Consider the following 18060-nt stretch of genomic DNA (forward strand, 5'->3'; position numbering starts at 1 on the left):
GCTTGTCGAGCCGCCGCCATTCGGCATCGGCGGCCGGCACGGTGGCGACATCGATGGCCTGGGCGTCGGTGACCACGGCATCCGATTCCGCCCCATCGTGCGACGAGCCGAGCGCCGATCCCTGCCCGCCGACCCCGTGCGCACTCGGGGTGTGGTTCTCGGACGTGCTCATCCGGTGCGTCCCGGGAACATCTCCGACCCCGGCGCCGATTCGACCCTGGCGGTGTTGACGAGATGAGACATTGCCGGCCTCCCTGTGGGGCGGTTGGTGGCGCGGTCCGAGCTGGGAAGTCCCCGGCTGCCGCCGTGCGGAACGGTTACGTGGCGTCCTCCCGGTGTAGTGCCGCGATCTCGGTCAGCTGCCGCACCGTGCGCTCCGCGACGTCCAGATCCAGTGCCACGATCCGTACGGCCCCGGCCGACGACGCCGTCGTCACGGTCACGGTGGCCAGCCCGAACAGCTGCTCGAGCGGACCTCGATGGGTGTCGACGGTCTGTACCCGGGTGATCGGCGCGATCCGGCTCTCCTGGGTGAACCAACCGGTCCGGGTGTACACCGCCGTCTCGGTGATCTCCCACCGATGCACCGCATAGCGCCACAGCGGCACCACCAGCACACCGAATCCTCCCAGGACCACCGCGGCCACCACCAGTGCCCACGCCCACGGCCGGCGCGCCGGGTCGAGGATCAGCCAGACCACCCCGCCTGCCAGTACGAGCGACCAGAAAATCGCTGGTCCGGTGGCCCAGAGCAGGGGTGCCCGGGTGCTCGCCCGCCACGCCGGTGGGGCCGGTGTCGTGCGCGACGGCGAGGAATCCAGCGACCGGATCATGTCGCCATCGTGGCACGAATTGGTGAAACCGAGTCGCCGCGGCAGGAATAACCCGCGCCCGGCGCCGGGTTGACTCACGTCACAGGGCACCGAAGGGAGAACACTCGGATGGTTGGCGCATGATCGACGGCGTGACAGAGCAACCGAACACACCGTCATCCTCGGCCATGCGCCGGGCCTTGCGACGGGCGCGGGACGGAGCGACGCTCAATCTCGACGAGGCCGTGGTTCTGCTCCATGCGCGTGGTGATGACCTGGTGGACCTGTGTACCTCCGCGGCGCGCGTCCGGGACGCGGGATTACGGGAGACGTACTCGGGCGAAACCCTGCCCATCACCTATTCGCGCAAGGTCTTCATCCCGGTCACCCGTCTGTGTCGCGACAAGTGTCACTACTGCACATTCGTCACGGTGCCCGGCAAGCTGCGTGCCGAGGGACACGGGATGTACCTCGAGCCCGACGAGATCCTCGACATCGCTGCGCGCGGTGCCGAATTGGGCTGTAAGGAAGCACTTTTCACACTGGGTGACCGCCCGGAGGATCGCTGGCCCGAGGCACGCCAGTGGCTCGACGAACGCGGTTACGACTCCACCCTCGACTATGTGCGGGCCATGTCGATCCGGGTGCTCGAGGAGACCGGCCTGCTCCCGCACCTGAACCCCGGCGTGATGAGCTGGGCGGAGATGTCGCGGCTCAAGCCGGTCGCACCGTCGATGGGCATGATGCTCGAGACCACCTCCGAGCGCCTGTTCACCGAGCGTGGCCAGGCCCACTACGGCAGTCCGGACAAGGATCCGAAGGTCCGGCTGCGCGCACTGACCGACGCCGGGCGACTGAGTATCCCGTTCACCACCGGCATCCTGGTCGGCATCGGCGAGACCTACGCCGAGCGTATCGATTCGATCCTGGAGATTCGTAAGTCGCACAAGGCTTTCGGGCACGTCCAGGAGGTGATCGTGCAGAACTTCCTGGCCAAGGCTGATACCGCCATGCGCGACACCCCCGATGCCGATCTGGCCGAATTCCGCGCCACCATCGCGGTGACCCGGCTACTGCTGGGGCCGAAGATGCGCATTCAGGCCCCGCCGAATCTCGTCTCGCTGGCCGAATGCCGTGCTCTGATCGATGCCGGAGTCGACGACTGGGGCGGGGTCTCGCCGCTGACCCCCGACCATGTGAATCCGGAACGGCCCTGGCCGAATCTGGAGGTCCTCGCCGAGGTCACCGCCGCGGCCGGGTACACGCTCACCGAGCGCCTGACGGCTCATCCGAAGTATGTGCTCGCCGGGAATCCGTGGATCGACCCGCGGGTCCAGGGCCACGTCGCGGCACTGGCCGATCCGGGAACCGGGCTGGCCGCCGAGGTGAATCCGACCGGCCGGCCGTGGCAGGAACCGGATCAGTCCTGGGAGTCGGTGGGCCGCACCGACCTCAACACCTCGATCGACACCGAGGGACGCAACACCGAGGCCCGCAGCGACGCGGCGCTCGAGGGTGACGGCCTGGGTGCGTTCGGCGATTGGGAAACTGTTCGTGAACAGGTACTTTCGCTGTCGGCGCCGGTCAAGCTGGACACCGATGTGCTGAGTGCGCTGCGGGCCGCGGAGAAGGATCCGGCCGGTCTCACCGATGCCGAATATCTGGCGCTGGCCACTGCCGACGGTGCCGAACTGGACGCGATCACGGCCCTGGCCGATCAGTTGCGCCGCGACACCGTGGGTGACGACGTCACCTACGTGGTGAACCGGAACATCAACTTCACCAACATCTGCTACACCGGCTGCCGGTTCTGTGCTTTCGCCCAGCGCAAGGGCGATGCCGACGCCTTCTCCCTCTCCGCCGACGAGGTCGCCGAACGGGCCTGGGAAGCACACGTCGAGGGTGCCACCGAGGTGTGCATGCAGGGTGGTATCGATCCGGATCTGCCGGTCACCGGATACGCCGATCTGGTGCGGGCGGTGAAGAAGCGGGTGCCGTCGATGCACGTCCACGCGTTCAGTCCGATGGAGATCGTCAACGGTGCCTCCCGCGGGGGCCAGAGTGTGCACGACTGGCTGACCGCATTGAAAGAGGCCGGGCTCGACACGATTCCGGGTACCGCCGCGGAAATCCTCGACGACGAGGTGCGCTGGGTGCTCACCAAGGGCAAACTGCCCGCCTCGGCCTGGATCGATGTGATCACCACCGCGCACAAGGTGGGCATCCGGTCCAGCTCGACCATGATGTACGGCCATGTCGACAACCCGCAGCACTGGGTCGGCCATCTACGGGTGTTGCGCGGCATCCAGGACGAGACCGGTGGTTTCACCGAATTCGTACTGCTGCCGTTCGTGCATCAGAGCGCGCCGCTGTATCTGGCGGGTGCGTCCCGGCCGGGACCCACGATCCGCGACAACCGCGCCGCGCACGCGCTGTCGCGCATCATGCTGCACGGGCGGATCGACAACATCCAGACCAGCTGGGTGAAACTCGGCGTGACGGGCACCCGGGTCATGCTCAACGGTGGGGCCAACGATCTGGGCGGTACCTTGATGGAGGAGACCATCTCCCGGATGGCGGGTTCCGAACACGGCTCGGCCAAGACGGTGGCGGAACTGGTCGAGATCGGGGAGGGGATCGGCCGCCCCGTGCGGGAACGGACCACCACGTACGGAATACCGAAACACCAGGTGTCGGCGTTGCCGCTCTCGGTCGGGTGATCGGCCGGGCGAGCGGCGCCGACTCGGTCAAGTTAGGCAAGGCTGACCAGCGGTCGGGTCGGTCACCGGGATAATGTTGCGCGGGCGGAAGTGTCCCGCAGGCAAGGACAGACTAGGAGAGCGGCAGTGCCGTACATCATCGCTGAACCGTGCGTTGACGTGAAGGACAAGGCGTGCATCGAGGAATGCCCGGTGGATTGCATCTACGAGGGCAACCGCATGCTGTACATCCATCCGGACGAGTGCGTGGACTGTGGTGCATGTGAGCCGGTCTGTCCGGTGGAGGCGATCTTCTACGAAGACGACACCCCGGATCAGTGGAGCGGCTACGTCAACGCCAACGTCGATTTCTTCGACGATCTCGGTTCGCCGGGTGGCGCGACCAAGGTGGGCAAGACCGACTTCGACCCGCCGTTCATCGCCGCGCTCCCGCCGATGGCAGCAGAGTAGGTAGTGCCTCGGTGATCCGCGATCGCGTGCGGGTCAGCAGTCTGCTGCCCGATTTTCCCTGGGACACCATCGCCGCGGCCAAGGCGCGCGCCGCCGCGCATCCCGACGGCATCGTCGATCTGTCGGTGGGTACACCGGTCGATCCGGTGGATCCGTCGATCCGTGCCGCGCTGGCCTCGGTGGCGGAGGTGCCCGGATATCCCACCACCTACGGCACTCCCGAATTGCGGGCGGCCGCGGTGGCGGCGGTGGCACGCCGGTTCGGTATGACCGGCATCGATTCCGATGCGGTTCTGCCGGTGATCGGTACCAAGGAACTGATCGCGGGTCTGCCGCGCCTGCTCGGTCTCGGTGCCGCAGACCTGGTGGTGATCCCGGAGGTGGCGTACCCGACCTACGAGGTCGGCGCGCTGCTGTCGGGTTCGCGAATCCTGCGGGCGGACGGGATGACTCGGCTCGGACCGGAGTCGCCGGCGCTGATCTTTCTGAACTCGCCGTCGAACCCCACCGGCAAGGTGCTGGGCATCGATCACCTGCGCAAGGTGGTCGCCTTCGCCCGTGAGCGCGGTGCGATCGTCGCCTCCGATGAGTGCTATCTGGGGCTGACCTGGGATGCCGAGGCGGTGTCGATTCTGGATCCGCGGGTCAGCGACGGTGATCACACGGGTCTGCTGGCCATCCACTCGCTGTCCAAGACCTCGAATCTGGCGAGTTACCGTGCCGGTTTCGTCACCGGTGATGTCGAGCTGGTGCGCGAACTGCTCGAGGTCCGCAAGCACTCCGGCATGATGGTGCCCTATCCGATCCAGGCCGCCATGACGGCGGCGCTGACCGACGACCAGCACGAGGTGGTGCAGCGCGAGCGTTATCGCGCGCGCCGCGAGGTGCTGCGAAAGGCTCTGGAGGAGTCGGGTTTCCGCGTCGACCACTCCGAGGCCGGACTGTATCTGTGGTCGACGCGGGGTGAGAACTGCCGCACCACGCTGGACTGGCTGGCCGAGCGTGGCATCCTCGCCGCCCCCGGCGATTTCTACGGCCCCACCGGTACCGAACACGTTCGTATCGCGCTGACCGCCACCGATGAGCGGATCGCCGCCGCGGCGGTGCGGCTGTCCGCCTGAGTCGTACCTCTCGAGGTTGCCGGCGTCGCTTCGGCAATCACCGGGAGGTCTGGATTGCGCGACGCGCGCGGTCCGCGACGGTTTGCCGGGGCATCGGCGCACAGCCGGACTAGCCTGGGGTTATGGACGCTGTCACGGTTGTCCCGACTCCGGCGAACGAGCCGGTCCACTCGTATGCGCCGGGGAGCCGGGAACGAGAACTACTGGTCGGCAAACTTGCCGAAATCTCCGGCCGAACGGTCGATGTGCCGCTGGTGATCGGCGGTAAACATCGACCCGGAACCGGTACCCGCTCCGATATCGTGATGCCGCATCGGCACGAGCATGTCCTGGGTACCTACGCGGATGTGACGCAGGAGGAGGGCCGCGCCGCGATCGAGGCCGCGACGGCCGCGGCGCCGGACTGGCGGGCGCTGCCGTTCACCGAACGCGCCGCGGTGCTGCTGCGGGCGGCCGATCTCCTGGCCGGGCCGTGGCGGGAGACAGTGGCCGCCGCGACCATGCTGGGGCAGTCGAAATCGGTGTATCAGGCCGAGATCGACGCTCCCTGCGAGCTGGTGGACTTCTGGCGGTTCAATGTCGCCTTCGCGAGTAATATTCTCGCGCAGCAGCCGGAATCGTCTGCGGGCGTGTGGAATAGGATGGATTACCGTCCGCTGGAGGGGTTCGTCTACGCGATCACCCCGTTCAATTTCAGCGCGATCGCCGGGAATCTGCCGACCGCACCGGCCCTGATGGGCAACACCGTGGTGTGGAAGCCCTCGCCCACCCAGACGCTGGCCGCGTACTACACGATGCGGGTGCTGGAGGAGGCCGGGCTGCCGCCGGGGGTGATCAATCTGGTCACCGGTAGCGGCATCGAACTGTCCGAGGTGGCGCTGACCGATCCGCGCCTGGCCGGTATCCACTTCACCGGATCGACCCGAACCTTCCAGCAGCTGTGGCAGCAGGTGAGCTCGAATATCGGTAACTACCACGGCTATCCGCGGCTGGTGGGGGAGACCGGCGGGAAGGATTTCATTCTCGCGCACCGCTCGGCCGATCCGGATGCGTTGCGTACCGCGATGATTCGCGGCGCCTACGAGTATCAGGGGCAGAAGTGCTCGGCCGCCTCTCGTGCCTACGTTCCGCGCTCGCTGTGGCGGGAGATGGGCGACGATTTCCGCACCCAGGTCGACGAACTGAGCTACGGCGACGTCGCCGATCTGGCGAATTTCGGTGGCGCCGTGATCGATCGGCGCTCCTACGACAAGAACGTCGCCGCCATCGAGCGCGCTCGCGGCGCCGGGATCACCATCGCGGCCGGTGGCACCTACGACGACGGTACGGGCTGGTTCGTCCGGCCCACGGTACTGCTGGCCGACAACCCACGCGACGAGGCGTTCAGCACCGAGTACTTCGGGCCGATCCTGTCGGTGTACGTCTACGACGACGCTGATCCCGGAGCCTTCGATTCGATGCTGACAGAGGTGGATTCGGCCGCACCCTATGCCCTGACCGGCGCGGTCTTCGCGCGCGATCGGGCCGCGATCGACCGGGCGGCCACCGCACTGCGCTTCACCGCGGGCAATTTCTACATCAACGACAAACCCACCGGCGCGGTGGTCGGTCAGCAGCCCTTCGGCGGTGCGCGTGCTTCCGGCACCGATGACAAGGCCGGGTCGTATCTGAATCTGCTGCGCTGGGTGGCGCCCCGGACGCTGAAGGAAACCTTCGTACCGCCAACGGATCACCGCTATCCGCACATGGAGCAGGAATGAACCCCGACCCGGTCGCCGCCCATGGTGCGGGCGGTCGCACCGTCGGATCGGGGCCGGGCCGGCGGTCGATTTCGCCGCATCGGCGGCCGGGCAGTGGCGTGGCTCCCAGGGCTCCCAGGGCTCCCAGGCCATGTCCCATCGGGAATCGGCCGTGAATCCGTTGCGCCCGGCGATTCTCGCGGCCGCCGGATCGACGCGAATGAAGCGGGCGATCACGGGTTTTCCGGTCACGGCCGAAGTGGTTCATCGATTCGTGGCGGGGGAATCCCGCGCCGAACTCGCCCCGGTTGTGGCCGACTTGCTCGGCAGTGGGCGTTCGGTCAGTGTCGATTTCCTGGGCGAGTACACGACCGAGCGGCCGATGGCCGATGACGCGGTCGCCGAATATCTCGCGTTGATGGATGAACTGGCCCAGTGGAATCGGTGGGCGAATGGGCCGTCCGGGTGGTCGGTTGCGCCGGTGGAGGTTTCGGTGAAACTGTCGGCGCTGGGGCAGGCGCTGGGGCCCGAAGGCCCGGATATCGCGGCGGCAAATCTCCGGACCCTGTGCGCACGAGCGGAGCAGGCGGGGGTGTGGATCACCGTGGACGCGGAGGATCACACCACCACCGCGACCACCGAGGCGACGGTACGAAACCTGCGCGCGGACCATCCCTGGCTAGCGGTGGCCACTCAGACCTATCTGCGCGATGCGGAGCGCCGCTGTGCCGCCGCGGCGGCCGAGGGGGCGCGAATCCGCTTGTGCAAGGGCGCTTATCGCGAACCCGAGAGTGTCGCCTATCAGCGCTCCGCCGAGGTGGACGAGTCCTATCTGCGCTGTCTGGAACTGCTGATGGGCGGCTCGGGCTATCCGATGGTCGCCACCCACGATCCGGTGATGATCGCCGCCGCCGATCATATGGCCGGCCAGAACGGCCGTGTCCCGGGCGATTTCGAATTCCAGATGCTCCACGGCATCCGGTCGATCGAACAGCACCGGCTCGTCGAGGCCGGGCACTCGGTCCGCGTCTACGTGCCCTACGGAACCCAGTGGTACGGCTATCTGATGCGCCGATTGGCCGAGCGCCCGGCCAATCTCGGATTCTTCCTGCGGGCCCTGACCGAGCGGCGTTGACGGTCGGGCGGTTACACCAGCGGACGGCCGAAACGGCGGCGCAGCCGCATGTCCGCGAGATAGAAATTGAACGGGAACAGCCGGATCACCACGGGCATCCGAGTCGATACCGCGGCGATCGACTTCAGGATGAAGCGGAAGCGACGCTCATCACGGGCGGTCCAGCGCATCCCCATCTCGTCGCGCAGGTGTTGCGGCAGCAGCGCGGTGACGGTGAACCGGTGGAAACGCCCGGCCAGCACCTGGATCGGACGCGGCTGCATCTTCAGATCGATCAGATCGTCGAAGTAGGCGCGCACCGGCTCGTCGATGGTCTTGGTGGCGAGATTCTCCTCCCAGTACGCGTAGAAGGCGTCCCGGCCGGCCGGCCACATCTCCGGGCGCATCTGCAGAGTGGTGCCGAGCCGGATGCTGTACCGGTAGAACCGCTCGGCGAGTTCGGGGTCCATCGGGCCGCGCATCCGCTGGTACAGATCGTCGACGCCCCAGTACAGGCAGGCCGCCACCCACAGTTGCAGCTTCGGGTCGAAGGCGTTGTACTTGACCGGGCTGTCCGGTCCCGAATGCACCGGCCGGTGCGAGGCGTTGACCGCCTCCCGGTAGGTCTCGCGATCCTTGTCGTCGCCCAGCCACGCCACCGCGAGGTAGGTCAGCGTCGTGCGCAGCCGCTTGAGCGGGTGCAATGTCACCTTGCCGCTGTCGACGGTGCTCTCGAGCACGCCGTACCCCACCGGCGGGTGGCTGAGCTGCATGATCACATTCGCCGCGCCGCCGAGGAAGGCGGCCACGCCGTCGATGTGTTCGCGGACCGTCTCGGGAGTCAGTTCGGTACCCGGAATCTCGGGTTCGTGATCGGTCGCGCGCAGGTGGGCGGTCATCGTCGACTCGTCTCCTGTTCCTCCTCGCCAGGAGGCGAGCGAAAGTATGAGAAGCTTTGTTCCCAACCTTCTCATCGGTGTGACATCATGTCAATCGGACGCCGATGCCGCTGTGGGAAGATGTCGGAATGAGAGGAATGGCCATGGGCGACTCGACCAGTCTCTCCAAGCGGCTGTTGCCGCTGGTCCGTGGCGCGGGGCCGGAGGATCGGAATCAGACCACGGTCCTCGAGGCCGCGTTGCTGGCATTCCTGGATTTCGGTATCAAACGCACGAGCATGGTCGAGGTGGCGCGCCGCGGGCGGCTGTCGCTGGCCACGCTGTATCGGCGCTTCGCCGGCAAGCCGGATCTGATCCAGGCCGTGGGGCTGTGGCAGGCGCGGCAGTTCGTGGAGCAGGTCGACGCCGCGGTGCAGCGCCAGATCGAACGCGATGCCGGCGCCGAGGAGCAGATCGTCGAACTGTTCGTGGCCTTCCTGGACGGTCTGCGCGGTAACAAACTGCTCGACCGGTTGCTGACCACCGAACCGGAGATCGTGCTGCCCTATCTCACCGTGCAGGGCGCGCCGGTGATCGAGCTGGGCCGTGACTACGTCGCCGAGTTCATCACCCGGCTGCAGGCGGAAGGCAAACTGCCGCAATATGATCCGCTGCCGCTGGCGGAAATGGTCGCCCGCAACGCGCTGTCGATGGCACTCACCCCGCAGACGCTGATTCCGGTGGACGACGAACAGGCCGGCCGGCAGTTCGCCCGCGACCACGTGGTACCCGGCTTCCGCATCCGGTGAGGTGTGGTGATCGGCTCACACCAGCCGCAATCCCAGCCGTCGCCGCAGCCGCATGTCCGTGAGGTAGGCGTTCACCGGAAACATCTTCAGCTGCTTGGGGACTCGATCCTCGACGGCACCCACCGCGTGCAGCAGGCGTGCCAGGCGGCGGTCGTCGGTATCGCTCCAGGGCAGGCCCATCTGGTCGCGCAGGTGCTCGGGGAGCAGGCCGGCGACGATCCAGCGGTGAAAACGCCCGAACGCCAACGGGATCGGCTGCGGGAACATTCGTAGATCCACCAGATCGCGGAAGTAGTCCCGGATCGGCGGATCGATGTGTGTGGCCGCGAGCTGTTCGGACCAGTAGTGATCGAAGGCCGCTCGGTCGGCCGGCCACATCGACTGCGGCATCTGCAGTGTGGTGCCGAAGCGGGCGGCATGCCGATAGAAGGCTTCGGCCCGGTCCGGCGCCATCGGGCCGTGCATGCGCTCGTAGAGATCGCGCGATCCCCAGTACAGACAGGCCGCCACCCACAGTTGCAGCCGCGGATCGAAGGCGTTGTAGCGCACGGGACTGTCGGCGGTGGAGCGCACCGCCCGATGCTGCCGGTCCACCGCCGCGCGATAGGCGGACCGCTCCTCCTCGGTGCCCAGCATGGCCACCGCCAGATAGGTGAGGGTGGTGCGGGTGCGCTTGAGCGGATGCAGCATGACCTTGCCGCTGTCCACGGTGCTCTCCACCACGCCGTAGCCGACCGGTGCCAGCGACAGTTGCATGATCACATTGGCCGCCGCACCGAAGAACGCGGCCGATCCGTCCAGATGCGCGGCGACATCGTATTCGGCGGTCGCCGCGGACGTCGTGCGAAGTGATGTGGTCATCGCCGACCCCCAACTCGCGTGAGAAGACTATGCATCGACAGTCTCACCGCCTCACGGCACTGTCAATAGTCCCGGGGGTGACGGAGACGAAGCCGCAATGTCGCCGCGCGCCGACGTCGCGATCCCGGCCGACGCCCCGGATTGATAGGTTGAACCGGTGTCCCGGTCGCTGCTGCCCTCCCTGAATCCGGCCGCGGTGGCCGCCGGATACGACATCCCCGATGCGGTCACCATCGATGGTGAAACCCTCTCGCGTAGTGATCTGGTCGGTGCCGCCACCTCGGTCGCCGAGCGGGTCGCCGGTGCCGGACGGGTCGCCGTGCTGGCTCGCCCGACCGCCACCACGGTGCTGGGAATTCTCGGCTGCCTGATCGCGGGCGTGGCCGCCGTACCGGTGCCGCCCGATGCCGGATCGGCCGAACTCGAGCACATCCTCACCGATTCCGGCGCGCGTGCCTGGCTCGGCGCCGCACCCGAGGGGGCCACCCTGCCGGTGATTCCGGTGCGCAAACACGCCCGCTCCTGGCACAGCTATCCCGAACCGGCCCCGGAGACAACGGCTTTCATCCTCTACACCTCGGGCACCACGGGTGCGCCCAAAGGTGTGCTGCTCACTCGGGGCGCCATCGCCACCGGGCTCGATGCCCTGTTCGACGCGTGGTCCTGGACCGCCGACGACGTTCTCGTGCACGGACTTCCGCTGTTCCACGTCCACGGCCTGATCCTGGGCGTACTGGGTCCACTGCGAATCGGCAGTGCGCTGGTGCACACCGGTGGACCCACACCGGCCGCCTATGCCGAGGCCGCCGGCACCCTGTATTTCGGGGTGCCAACGGTCTGGTCGCGAATCGCCGAAGATCCCGACGCGGCACGGCAATTGGCGAAGGCGCGCCTGCTGGTGTCGGGCAGCGCGCCGCTGCCGGTACCGGTGTTCGAGCGGCTGGCCGAGCTCACCGGTCACGCTCCGGTGGAGCGATACGGCATGAGCGAAACCATGATCACGCTGTCCACCCGTGCCGACGGCGAACGCCGCCCCGGCTGGGTCGGGCTGCCGGTCACGGGTGTGCAGACCCGGCTGCGCGACGAGGCCGGTGCGCCGGTGCCCCACGACGGCGAGAGCATCGGCGGACTGCAGGTGCGCGGGCCCATGCTGTTCGACGGCTATCTGAACCGTCCCGAGGCCACTGCCGCCTGCTGGACCTCCGACGGCTGGTTCGTGACCGGTGATGTGGCGGCCATCGATGCCGACGGCTTCCATCGCATCGTCGGCCGCGAATCGGTGGATCTCATCAAGTCCGGTGGTTATCGCATCGGAGCGGGGGAGATCGAGACGTGTCTGCTCGGTCATCCCGGTGTCGCCGAGGTCGCGGTGGTCGGAGTGGCCGACGACGATCTGGGCCAGCGCATCCGCGCCTACGTGGTGCCGCGGTCGGCCGGGATATCCGAGCTCGAATTGATCGACTTTGTCGCGGAACGGCTTTCGCAGCACAAGCGCCCGCGCGAGGTGGTCACGGTGACCGAACTGCCGCGCAATGCCATGGGCAAGGTGCAGAAGAAGTTGCTCGGGTGAGCCGGCATCCGTCGTCGACGGTGTGCCGAATTGACCTGCACCGTACTCGAGGTTCTAAGGTCAGCCCATGATCGCAACGCTGTCCGCGGCCCAGATCGAGTATCTGGCAGGTCAACGACTGGGCCGGTTGGCCACCATCCGCCCCGACGGCTCACCGCAGAACAATCCGGTGGGTTTCCGTTACAACGAAGCGCTCGGCACGATCGATATCGCAGGCCACAACATGGGGGCCTCGCAGAAGTTCCGCAATCTCGCCAAGGAGGAGCGGGTGTCCTTCGTCGTCGACGACATCGCCTCGGTCGATCCGTGGCGGGTGCGCTGCCTCGAGATCCGGGGTGTGGCGCAGGCGCTGCCGGATGTGGAGACCTACCTCGAGGGCGGTTCCCGTGAACTGATCCGCATCGCCCCGGAACGTGTCCTGGCCTTCGGAATCGAGTGATCGGCCGACTCCCCCTTCCTGCCGGATCGAGCGGGAAGGGGGAGTCCGGCGAATCAGTTGGCGTGCAGTGCGGCGTTGAGCTCGATGCCGGTGCCCTTGCGCGCGACCACCTCGACGCTGCCGCTGAGAGAGTTACGGCGGAACAGCAGATTCGATCGCCCGGACAGCTCCGCGGCCTTGATCGCGCCACCGTCGGGCAATGCGACCTTGGTGCCGGCGGTCACGTAGAGCCCGGCCTCGATCACGCAGTCGTCACCCAGCGAGATGCCAAGACCGGCGTTCGCGCCGAGCAGGCAGCGCTCGCCGATCGAGATGACCTGCTTACCGCCACCGGACAGCGTGCCCATGATGGAGGCGCCGCCACCCACATCGGAACCGTCGCCGACGACCACGCCCGCCGAGATCCGGCCCTCGACCATGGACGCGCCGAGGGTACCGGCGTTGAAGTTCACGAAACCCTCGTGCATGACCGTGGTGCCCTCGGCCAGATGCGCGCCCAGCCGGACGCGGTCGGCATCGGCGATGCGTACCCCGGCGGGCAGCACATAGTCGACCATGCGCGGGAACTTGTCGACGCCGTACACGGTGACCGGCCCGCGGGCCCGCAACCGGGCGCGAACCAGTTCGAACTCCTCGACCGAACAGGGGCCGTGGTTGGTCCAGACCACATTGGCCAGCAGGCCGAACTGCCCCTCGAGGCTGGCGCCGTGCGGGGCGACCAGACGATGCGAGAGCAGATGCAGCCGCAGGTAGACGTCGTGGGTGTCGACCGGTGCCGCCGCCAGATCGGCGATCGTGGTGCGGACCGCGACCACCTCGACCCGCCGGGCCTCGTCGGGGCCGACCAGTTCGGCGAAACGGGCGTACTCGGGATCGGTGGGGCTCAGCCGCTCGGTGCCGGCGTCATCGAATTCGCCCAGCTCCGGATACGGATACCAGGTGTCGAGAACCGTACCGTTCACGGTGACGGTCGCCAGGCCGACTGCGGATGCTCCCTGTGTGCTCACGGCAGATCAGCCTACTGGGTGCAGGCCGCGAGGTGGTGGGCTCCCCGGGGCCTCGGTGTTCGCCCGGGTCGTGAGTACTGCGAACAATTACCCTTGTCCGGGTGACCATCGATCTGCGCGCCGACCCGATCTCGATCACCGCCGCCCTCGTCGACATTCCCAGTGTCTCGCGGGACGAAGCGGCGATCACCGACACCGTCGCGTGGGCCCTGCGCGAGCAGACCGAGGGATTCGAGGTGCTGCGGCACGGCAATACCGTGCTGGCGCGCACCAACCGGGGCCTGCCGACCCGGGTCGTCCTCGCCGGACATCTCGACACCGTGCCCATCGCCGACAATGTGCCGGGCCGCTTCGAGGTCGTCGACGGGGAGGAGGTGCTGTGGGGCTGCGGCACCGTCGACATGAAATCCGGTGATGCGGTCTTCCTGCATCTGGCCGCGACCGTCGCCGATCCGATCTGCGATCTGACCCTGATCTTCTACGACTGCGAGGAGATCGCGGCCGAGTACAACGGTCTGGGCCGCATCGAACGGGAACTGCCGGAATGGCTCGACGGCGATCTGGCCATCCTGGGCGAGCCGTCGGGTTCCTGGATCGAGGCCGGTTGCCAGGGCACGCTGCGGGTGCGGCTCGGCCTCGGCGGTACCCGCGCGCACACCGCGCGGGCCTGGCTGGGCGACAACGCGATTCACAAACTGGCGCCGGTGCTGCAGCGGCTGCGCGACTACGTCCCGCGGCAGGTCGAGATCGACGGGTGCACCTATCGCGAGGGGTTGTCCGCGGTGAAGATCTCCGGTGGTGTGGCCGGCAATGTGGTGCCCGACGAGGCCGAGGTGCTGGTCAATTTCCGGTTCGCCCCCGATCGCAGTGTCGAGGAGGCGACCGAGCATGTGCGCGCGGTGTTCGACGGCCTGGATGTGAGCTTCGAACGGACCGACGGTGCACCGGGCGCGCTGCCCGGCCTGTCCGCTCCGGCGGCCCGGGATCTGGTCGAGCAGGTGCACGCGCACGGCGGTGGCGGGGTGCGGGCGAAGTACGGCTGGACCGATGTGTCCCGGTTCGCGGCCCGCGGAATTCCGGCGGTCAATTTCGGGCCCGGCGACCCCAATCTGGCGCACAAGGTCGACGAACGGGTGCCCACCGCGCAGATCACGACGGTCACCGAGATCCTGCGCAACTACCTGACCGGCGGCAAGGAGTGAACCGGTAGGTTTGCCGGTATGTCCACCGAGTTCGAACCCGCGCAGGCCAGAGCCCCTAAATCGACTCCGAAATATCGCGGCCCGATCATGTTGCGGCGAGAGCGGAAACAGGGCGTCGGTACCACCGATCAACATCTGCTCGACGGGCGCGGGCCCACCGACTGGGTGCACACCGACCCGTGGCGGGTACTGCGAATTCAGAGTGAGTTCGTGGAGGGTTTCGGCGCGCTGGCGGAAATCCCCAGGGCGGTGGCGGTTTTCGGGTCGGCGCGCACGCAGGCCGAGACGCCCGAGTACGAGGCGGCCCGTGCGATCGGCGCGGCACTGGCCGACGCGGGCTTCGCGGTGATCACCGGCGGTGGTCCCGGTGTGATGGAGGCGGCCAATCGCGGTGCCTGTGAGGCAGGCGGTTTCTCGATCGGCCTCGGCATCGAACTGCCGATGGAAGTCGGCCTCAACGAGTGGGTCGATCTGGGTATCAACTTCCGCTACTTCTTCGCCCGTAAGACGATGTTCGTCAAATACTCCCAGGCGTTCATCTGCCTGCCGGGCGGGTTCGGCACCCTGGACGAGTTGTTCGAGGCGCTGACGCTGGTGCAGACCCACAAGATCACCCGCTTCCCGATCGTGCTGTTCGGCACGCGCTACTGGTCGGGGCTGGTCGACTGGATGCGGGATTCGCTGGCCGGCTCCGGCAAGATCGCACCGGAGGACCTCGGTCTGCTGCACGTCACCGACAGCGTGGACGAGGTGGTGCGGGTCGTGCTGCACGCCGCCGCGCATCGCGGTGAGGACTCCACCGGAACGGAGGATCAGTGGTGACCGGACGTCCTTTCGCGGTCTGCGTGTACTGCTCGGCCAGTGCCACCGACCCCGCCGCCTTGCGGCTGGCGGCCGACGTGGGTACCGAAATCGCCCGCCGCGGCTGGGAATTGGTGTCCGGCGGCGGGCACGTATCGATGATGGGCGCGGTCGCGGTGGCCGCTCGGGCCGGTGGCGCCCGCACCATCGGGGTGATTCCGAAGCGGCTGGTCCACCAGGAGGTCGCCGATGTCGACAGTGACGAGCTGATCGTCACCGACACCATGCGCGAACGCAAGAAGATCATGGAGGATCGGGCCGACGCCTTCCTGACCCTGCCCGGCGGAATCGGCACGCTGGAGGAATTCTTCGAGGCATGGACGGGCGGCTACCTCGGGCTGCACGATAAGCGGCTGGTGGTGCTGGATCCGCACGGTCACTATCGGGGACTGTTCGCGTGGCTCGGCGAATTGAGCACGACCGGGTTCATCGGGCGACCGGCACTCGATCGGATTACCGTGACCGCGGATGTGGCATCCGCATTCGAAGCCTTGACCGCTCCGCCGGTCTAGCGGACCGGAGCCGCGTGAGCCGAAACCCGTTGGAGGAGAATGTGACCACCGAGGCGCGCAACACCGTCGGTCTCTGGGATCTGGTGCGGAAACTGCCCGCGATGGCGGTCGAGACGCCCGGCATGCTGCGCGGCGCGGGCGGCATGCTGGTTCGCGCCGACGACAAGTCCTCGGTGGGGCTGTACTTCCAGAAGGCGGCCCGGCGTTGTCCGAATCGGGTCTTCCTGCGGTTCGAGGGACGCGAGTACACCTACCGCGAGGCCAACATCGAGGTGAACCGGTACGCCCACGTGCTGGCCGGTCGCGGGGTGAAGCGCGGCGATGTGGTCGGCGTGCTGATGACGAATCGGTCCGAGACCCTGTTCGTCGTGCTGGCCACGGTGAAGCTCGGCGCCACCGTCGGCCTGCTCAATCACAATCAGCGCGAACAGGTTCTGGCGCACAGCCTGGGACTGCTCGACAGCACGGTCGTCGTGATCGGTGAGGAATGTGCGGAGGCGGTGGCCTCGCTGCCCGAGCCACCGGCGAATCCGCTGTATTCCGAGGAACTTCGGGAACTGTCCCGCGACGCCGACCCGGCCGATCCGCCGGTGTGCGCCGATGTGCGGGCCCGAGAACGCGCCTTCCTGATCTTCACCTCCGGCACCACCGGGCTGCCCAAGGCCAGCGTCATGACCCATCTGCGCTGGACCAAGAGCATGGCCGGACTGGGCGGGCTGGGCGTGCGGTTGCGCGGGGACGACACCCTGTACTGCTGTCTGCCGCTCTACCACAACAATGCGCTGACCGTCGCGCTCGGCGCCGTGCTCGGGGCCCGGGCGACTTTTGCCCTGGGACGGAAGTTCTCGGTGTCGAATTTCTGGAACGAGGTCATCGCGACCCGTTCCACGGCATTCATCTACATCGGCGAACTGTGCCGCTATCTGCTCAATCAGCCGGAATCGGCACGCGAACACGAGCATTCGGTGCGGCTGGCGGTCGGCAATGGGCTGCGCCCGGAACTGTGGGACGAATTCCGGCGCCGTTTCGGCATCGGCCGGGTGGTCGAGTTCTACGGCGCCAGCGAGGGAAACATCGCCTTCGTCAACGCTTTCGGTGTCGATCGCACCGCGGGCTTCGGCCCGCTGCCGTACGCGGTGGTCGAATTCGACGAGGCCACCGGTCAGGCTCGCCGGCACCCGGACGGCCGGCTGCGCCGGGTGCCCTCCGGCGGGGTGGGACTGCTGCTGGCGAAGGTCACCAGCCGTTCACCCTTCGACGGATACACCGACAGCTCCGCGACCGAATCCAAACTGGTCCGCGACGCCTTCCGCGACGGCGACTGCTGGTTCGACACCGGAGATCTGGTGCGCGACCAGCATTGGCGCCACATCGCGTTCGTCGACCGCCTCGGCGACACCTTCCGCTGGAAGGGGGAGAACGTCGCCACCACCGAGGTCGAGGGCGCGTTCGACGGTGCGTCCGGCATCACCGAGGCAGTGGTGTACGGCGTCGACGTCCCCGGCACCGACGGTAAGGCCGGGATGGCCGCGGTCACGCTGGAACCCGGTGCCGAATTCGACGGCCCCGCACTGGCCGGCCGGCTCTACGCCCGGCTGCCCGGCTACGCGGTGCCACTGTTCGTGCGGGTCGTCCCGGAACTCGAGACCACCTCGACGTTCAAGAGCCGCAAAGTGGACTTGCGCAAACAGGGATACGGCGATGACGGTGATACCTCGCTATATGTGCTGAAGGGCCGCGAGCAGGGGTACGTGCCCTTCTACGAGAGCTATCCGGACGAGGTGGCGGGGGCTACCGTCCCACGCGGCTGAGCTGTGTTTATTTGCCTGCGCTTCGCTTCGGCGGGGTTCTCGGCCCCTTGGTCTCGCCGTGCCCACCCGGTTCATCTCCCACGCCTCCCGCGACCGGATTCTCGCCGAATGCGGGCTCGACGCGCAGGGTATCGCCGCCGCCTGCATCCAGTGG

Annotated in this window: 16 protein-coding genes; 12 read left to right on the plus strand and 4 right to left on the minus strand. The window is 67.4% G+C overall.

Annotated features, from left to right (window positions below):
• Positions 1-317 precede the first annotated feature (317 nt).
• Positions 318-833: a PH domain-containing protein gene (locus AB0L57_RS29900; RefSeq protein ID WP_364969200.1), complete on the minus strand. Its 516-nt coding sequence runs from the start codon at positions 831-833 to the stop codon at positions 318-320.
• A 119-nt stretch (positions 834-952) separates the two neighbouring features.
• Between AB0L57_RS29900 and AB0L57_RS29905 the strand changes: the two genes are divergently transcribed.
• From AB0L57_RS29905 to AB0L57_RS29925, 5 genes are all read left to right on the plus strand, one after another.
• A complete protein-coding gene (locus AB0L57_RS29905; RefSeq protein ID WP_364969203.1) occupies positions 953-3532 on the plus strand; it encodes a bifunctional FO biosynthesis protein CofGH in 2580 nt (859 codons plus the stop codon).
• A gap of 126 nt (positions 3533-3658) precedes the next feature.
• Complete coding sequence (gene fdxA / locus AB0L57_RS29910; protein ID WP_364969206.1) at positions 3659-3982, plus strand: ferredoxin; 324 nt, start codon at positions 3659-3661, stop codon at positions 3980-3982.
• 14 nt (positions 3983-3996) lie between these two features.
• Entirely contained in the window at positions 3997-5103 is a 1107-nt protein-coding gene (gene dapC / locus AB0L57_RS29915) for a succinyldiaminopimelate transaminase (protein ID WP_364969266.1), read from the plus strand.
• Positions 5104-5225: 122 nt separating this feature from the next.
• The gene (gene pruA, locus AB0L57_RS29920; RefSeq protein WP_364969209.1) at positions 5226-6863 is read left to right on the plus strand and encodes an L-glutamate gamma-semialdehyde dehydrogenase; all 1638 of its coding nucleotides are present in this window, start codon (positions 5226-5228) and stop codon (positions 6861-6863) included.
• Positions 6864-6993: 130 nt separating this feature from the next.
• Positions 6994-7977 (plus strand): proline dehydrogenase family protein, encoded by a 984-nt coding sequence (locus AB0L57_RS29925; protein WP_364969212.1) that lies wholly within the window; start codon positions 6994-6996, stop codon positions 7975-7977.
• Positions 7978-7988: 11 nt separating this feature from the next.
• Here AB0L57_RS29925 and AB0L57_RS29930 read toward each other — a convergent pair whose 3' ends face one another.
• Positions 7989-8855 carry an oxygenase MpaB family protein gene (locus tag AB0L57_RS29930; RefSeq protein ID WP_364969214.1) on the minus strand — a complete coding sequence of 289 codons (867 nt, stop codon included), beginning with the start codon at positions 8853-8855 and terminating at the stop codon, positions 7989-7991.
• Between the two features lie 143 nt (positions 8856-8998).
• Between AB0L57_RS29930 and AB0L57_RS29935 the strand changes: the two genes are divergently transcribed.
• Positions 8999-9643 carry a TetR/AcrR family transcriptional regulator gene (locus tag AB0L57_RS29935; protein ID WP_364969217.1) on the plus strand — a complete coding sequence of 215 codons (645 nt, stop codon included), beginning with the start codon at positions 8999-9001 and terminating at the stop codon, positions 9641-9643.
• A gap of 15 nt (positions 9644-9658) precedes the next feature.
• On the opposite strand, the gene AB0L57_RS29940 is transcribed toward AB0L57_RS29935, so the two are convergent.
• Positions 9659-10504 (minus strand): oxygenase MpaB family protein, encoded by an 846-nt coding sequence (locus AB0L57_RS29940; protein ID WP_364969220.1) that lies wholly within the window; start codon positions 10502-10504, stop codon positions 9659-9661.
• Between the two features lie 157 nt (positions 10505-10661).
• Here AB0L57_RS29940 and AB0L57_RS29945 point away from each other — a divergent pair, with 157 nt between their 5' ends.
• Both AB0L57_RS29945 and AB0L57_RS29950 read left to right on the plus strand, forming a co-directional pair.
• Entirely contained in the window at positions 10662-12074 is a 1413-nt protein-coding gene (locus AB0L57_RS29945) for an acyl-CoA synthetase (RefSeq protein WP_364969223.1), read from the plus strand.
• Between the two features lie 67 nt (positions 12075-12141).
• Positions 12142-12513, plus strand: a complete 372-nt coding sequence (locus tag AB0L57_RS29950) for a PPOX class F420-dependent oxidoreductase (RefSeq protein WP_364969226.1) — start codon at positions 12142-12144, stop codon at positions 12511-12513.
• 53 nt (positions 12514-12566) lie between these two features.
• On the opposite strand, the gene dapD is transcribed toward AB0L57_RS29950, so the two are convergent.
• Complete coding sequence (gene dapD / locus AB0L57_RS29955) at positions 12567-13520, minus strand: 2,3,4,5-tetrahydropyridine-2,6-dicarboxylate N-succinyltransferase (RefSeq protein ID WP_364969229.1); 954 nt, start codon at positions 13518-13520, stop codon at positions 12567-12569.
• A gap of 101 nt (positions 13521-13621) precedes the next feature.
• On the opposite strand from dapD, the gene dapE reads away from it, so the two are divergent.
• From dapE to AB0L57_RS29975, 4 genes are read left to right on the plus strand one after another with little or no spacing between them, the layout of a single operon-like run.
• Positions 13622-14722, plus strand: coding sequence for a succinyl-diaminopimelate desuccinylase (gene dapE, locus AB0L57_RS29960; RefSeq protein ID WP_364969232.1), 1101 nt, complete (start codon positions 13622-13624; stop codon positions 14720-14722).
• An 18-nt stretch (positions 14723-14740) separates the two neighbouring features.
• Positions 14741-15544 (plus strand): TIGR00730 family Rossman fold protein, encoded by an 804-nt coding sequence (locus tag AB0L57_RS29965; protein WP_364969235.1) that lies wholly within the window; start codon positions 14741-14743, stop codon positions 15542-15544.
• Entirely contained in the window at positions 15541-16095 is a 555-nt protein-coding gene (locus AB0L57_RS29970) for a TIGR00730 family Rossman fold protein (RefSeq protein ID WP_364969238.1), read from the plus strand. Before AB0L57_RS29965 ends, AB0L57_RS29970 begins: the two co-directional genes overlap by 4 nt.
• Positions 16096-16136: 41 nt before the next feature.
• Entirely contained in the window at positions 16137-17906 is a 1770-nt protein-coding gene (locus tag AB0L57_RS29975; RefSeq protein ID WP_364969268.1) for a long-chain-acyl-CoA synthetase, read from the plus strand.
• Positions 17907-18060: the final 154 nt, after the last annotated feature.

Source organism: Nocardia sp. NPDC052254, assembly GCF_040679495.1.
Taxonomy (GTDB): Bacteria; Actinomycetota; Actinomycetes; order Mycobacteriales; family Mycobacteriaceae; genus Nocardia.

Excerpts from the sequence above, each read along its gene's own strand:
- AB0L57_RS29935 (WP_364969217.1), top strand. The coding sequence starts at position 8,999 with ATGGGCGACTCGACCAGTCTCTCCAAGCGGCTGTTGCCGCTGGTCCGT.
- AB0L57_RS29905 (WP_364969203.1), top strand. The coding sequence starts at position 953 with ATGATCGACGGCGTGACAGAGCAACCGAACACACCGTCATCCTCGGCC.
- AB0L57_RS29900 (WP_364969200.1), bottom strand. The coding sequence starts at position 833 with ATGATCCGGTCGCTGGATTCCTCGCCGTCGCGCACGACACCGGCCCCA.
- AB0L57_RS29950 (WP_364969226.1), top strand. The coding sequence starts at position 12,142 with ATGATCGCAACGCTGTCCGCGGCCCAGATCGAGTATCTGGCAGGTCAA.
- AB0L57_RS29925 (WP_364969212.1), top strand. The coding sequence starts at position 6,994 with ATGTCCCATCGGGAATCGGCCGTGAATCCGTTGCGCCCGGCGATTCTC.
- AB0L57_RS29930 (WP_364969214.1), bottom strand. The coding sequence starts at position 8,855 with ATGACCGCCCACCTGCGCGCGACCGATCACGAACCCGAGATTCCGGGT.
- AB0L57_RS29940 (WP_364969220.1), bottom strand. The coding sequence starts at position 10,504 with ATGACCACATCACTTCGCACGACGTCCGCGGCGACCGCCGAATACGAT.
- pruA (WP_364969209.1), top strand. The coding sequence starts at position 5,226 with ATGGACGCTGTCACGGTTGTCCCGACTCCGGCGAACGAGCCGGTCCAC.
- AB0L57_RS29965 (WP_364969235.1), top strand. The coding sequence starts at position 14,741 with ATGTCCACCGAGTTCGAACCCGCGCAGGCCAGAGCCCCTAAATCGACT.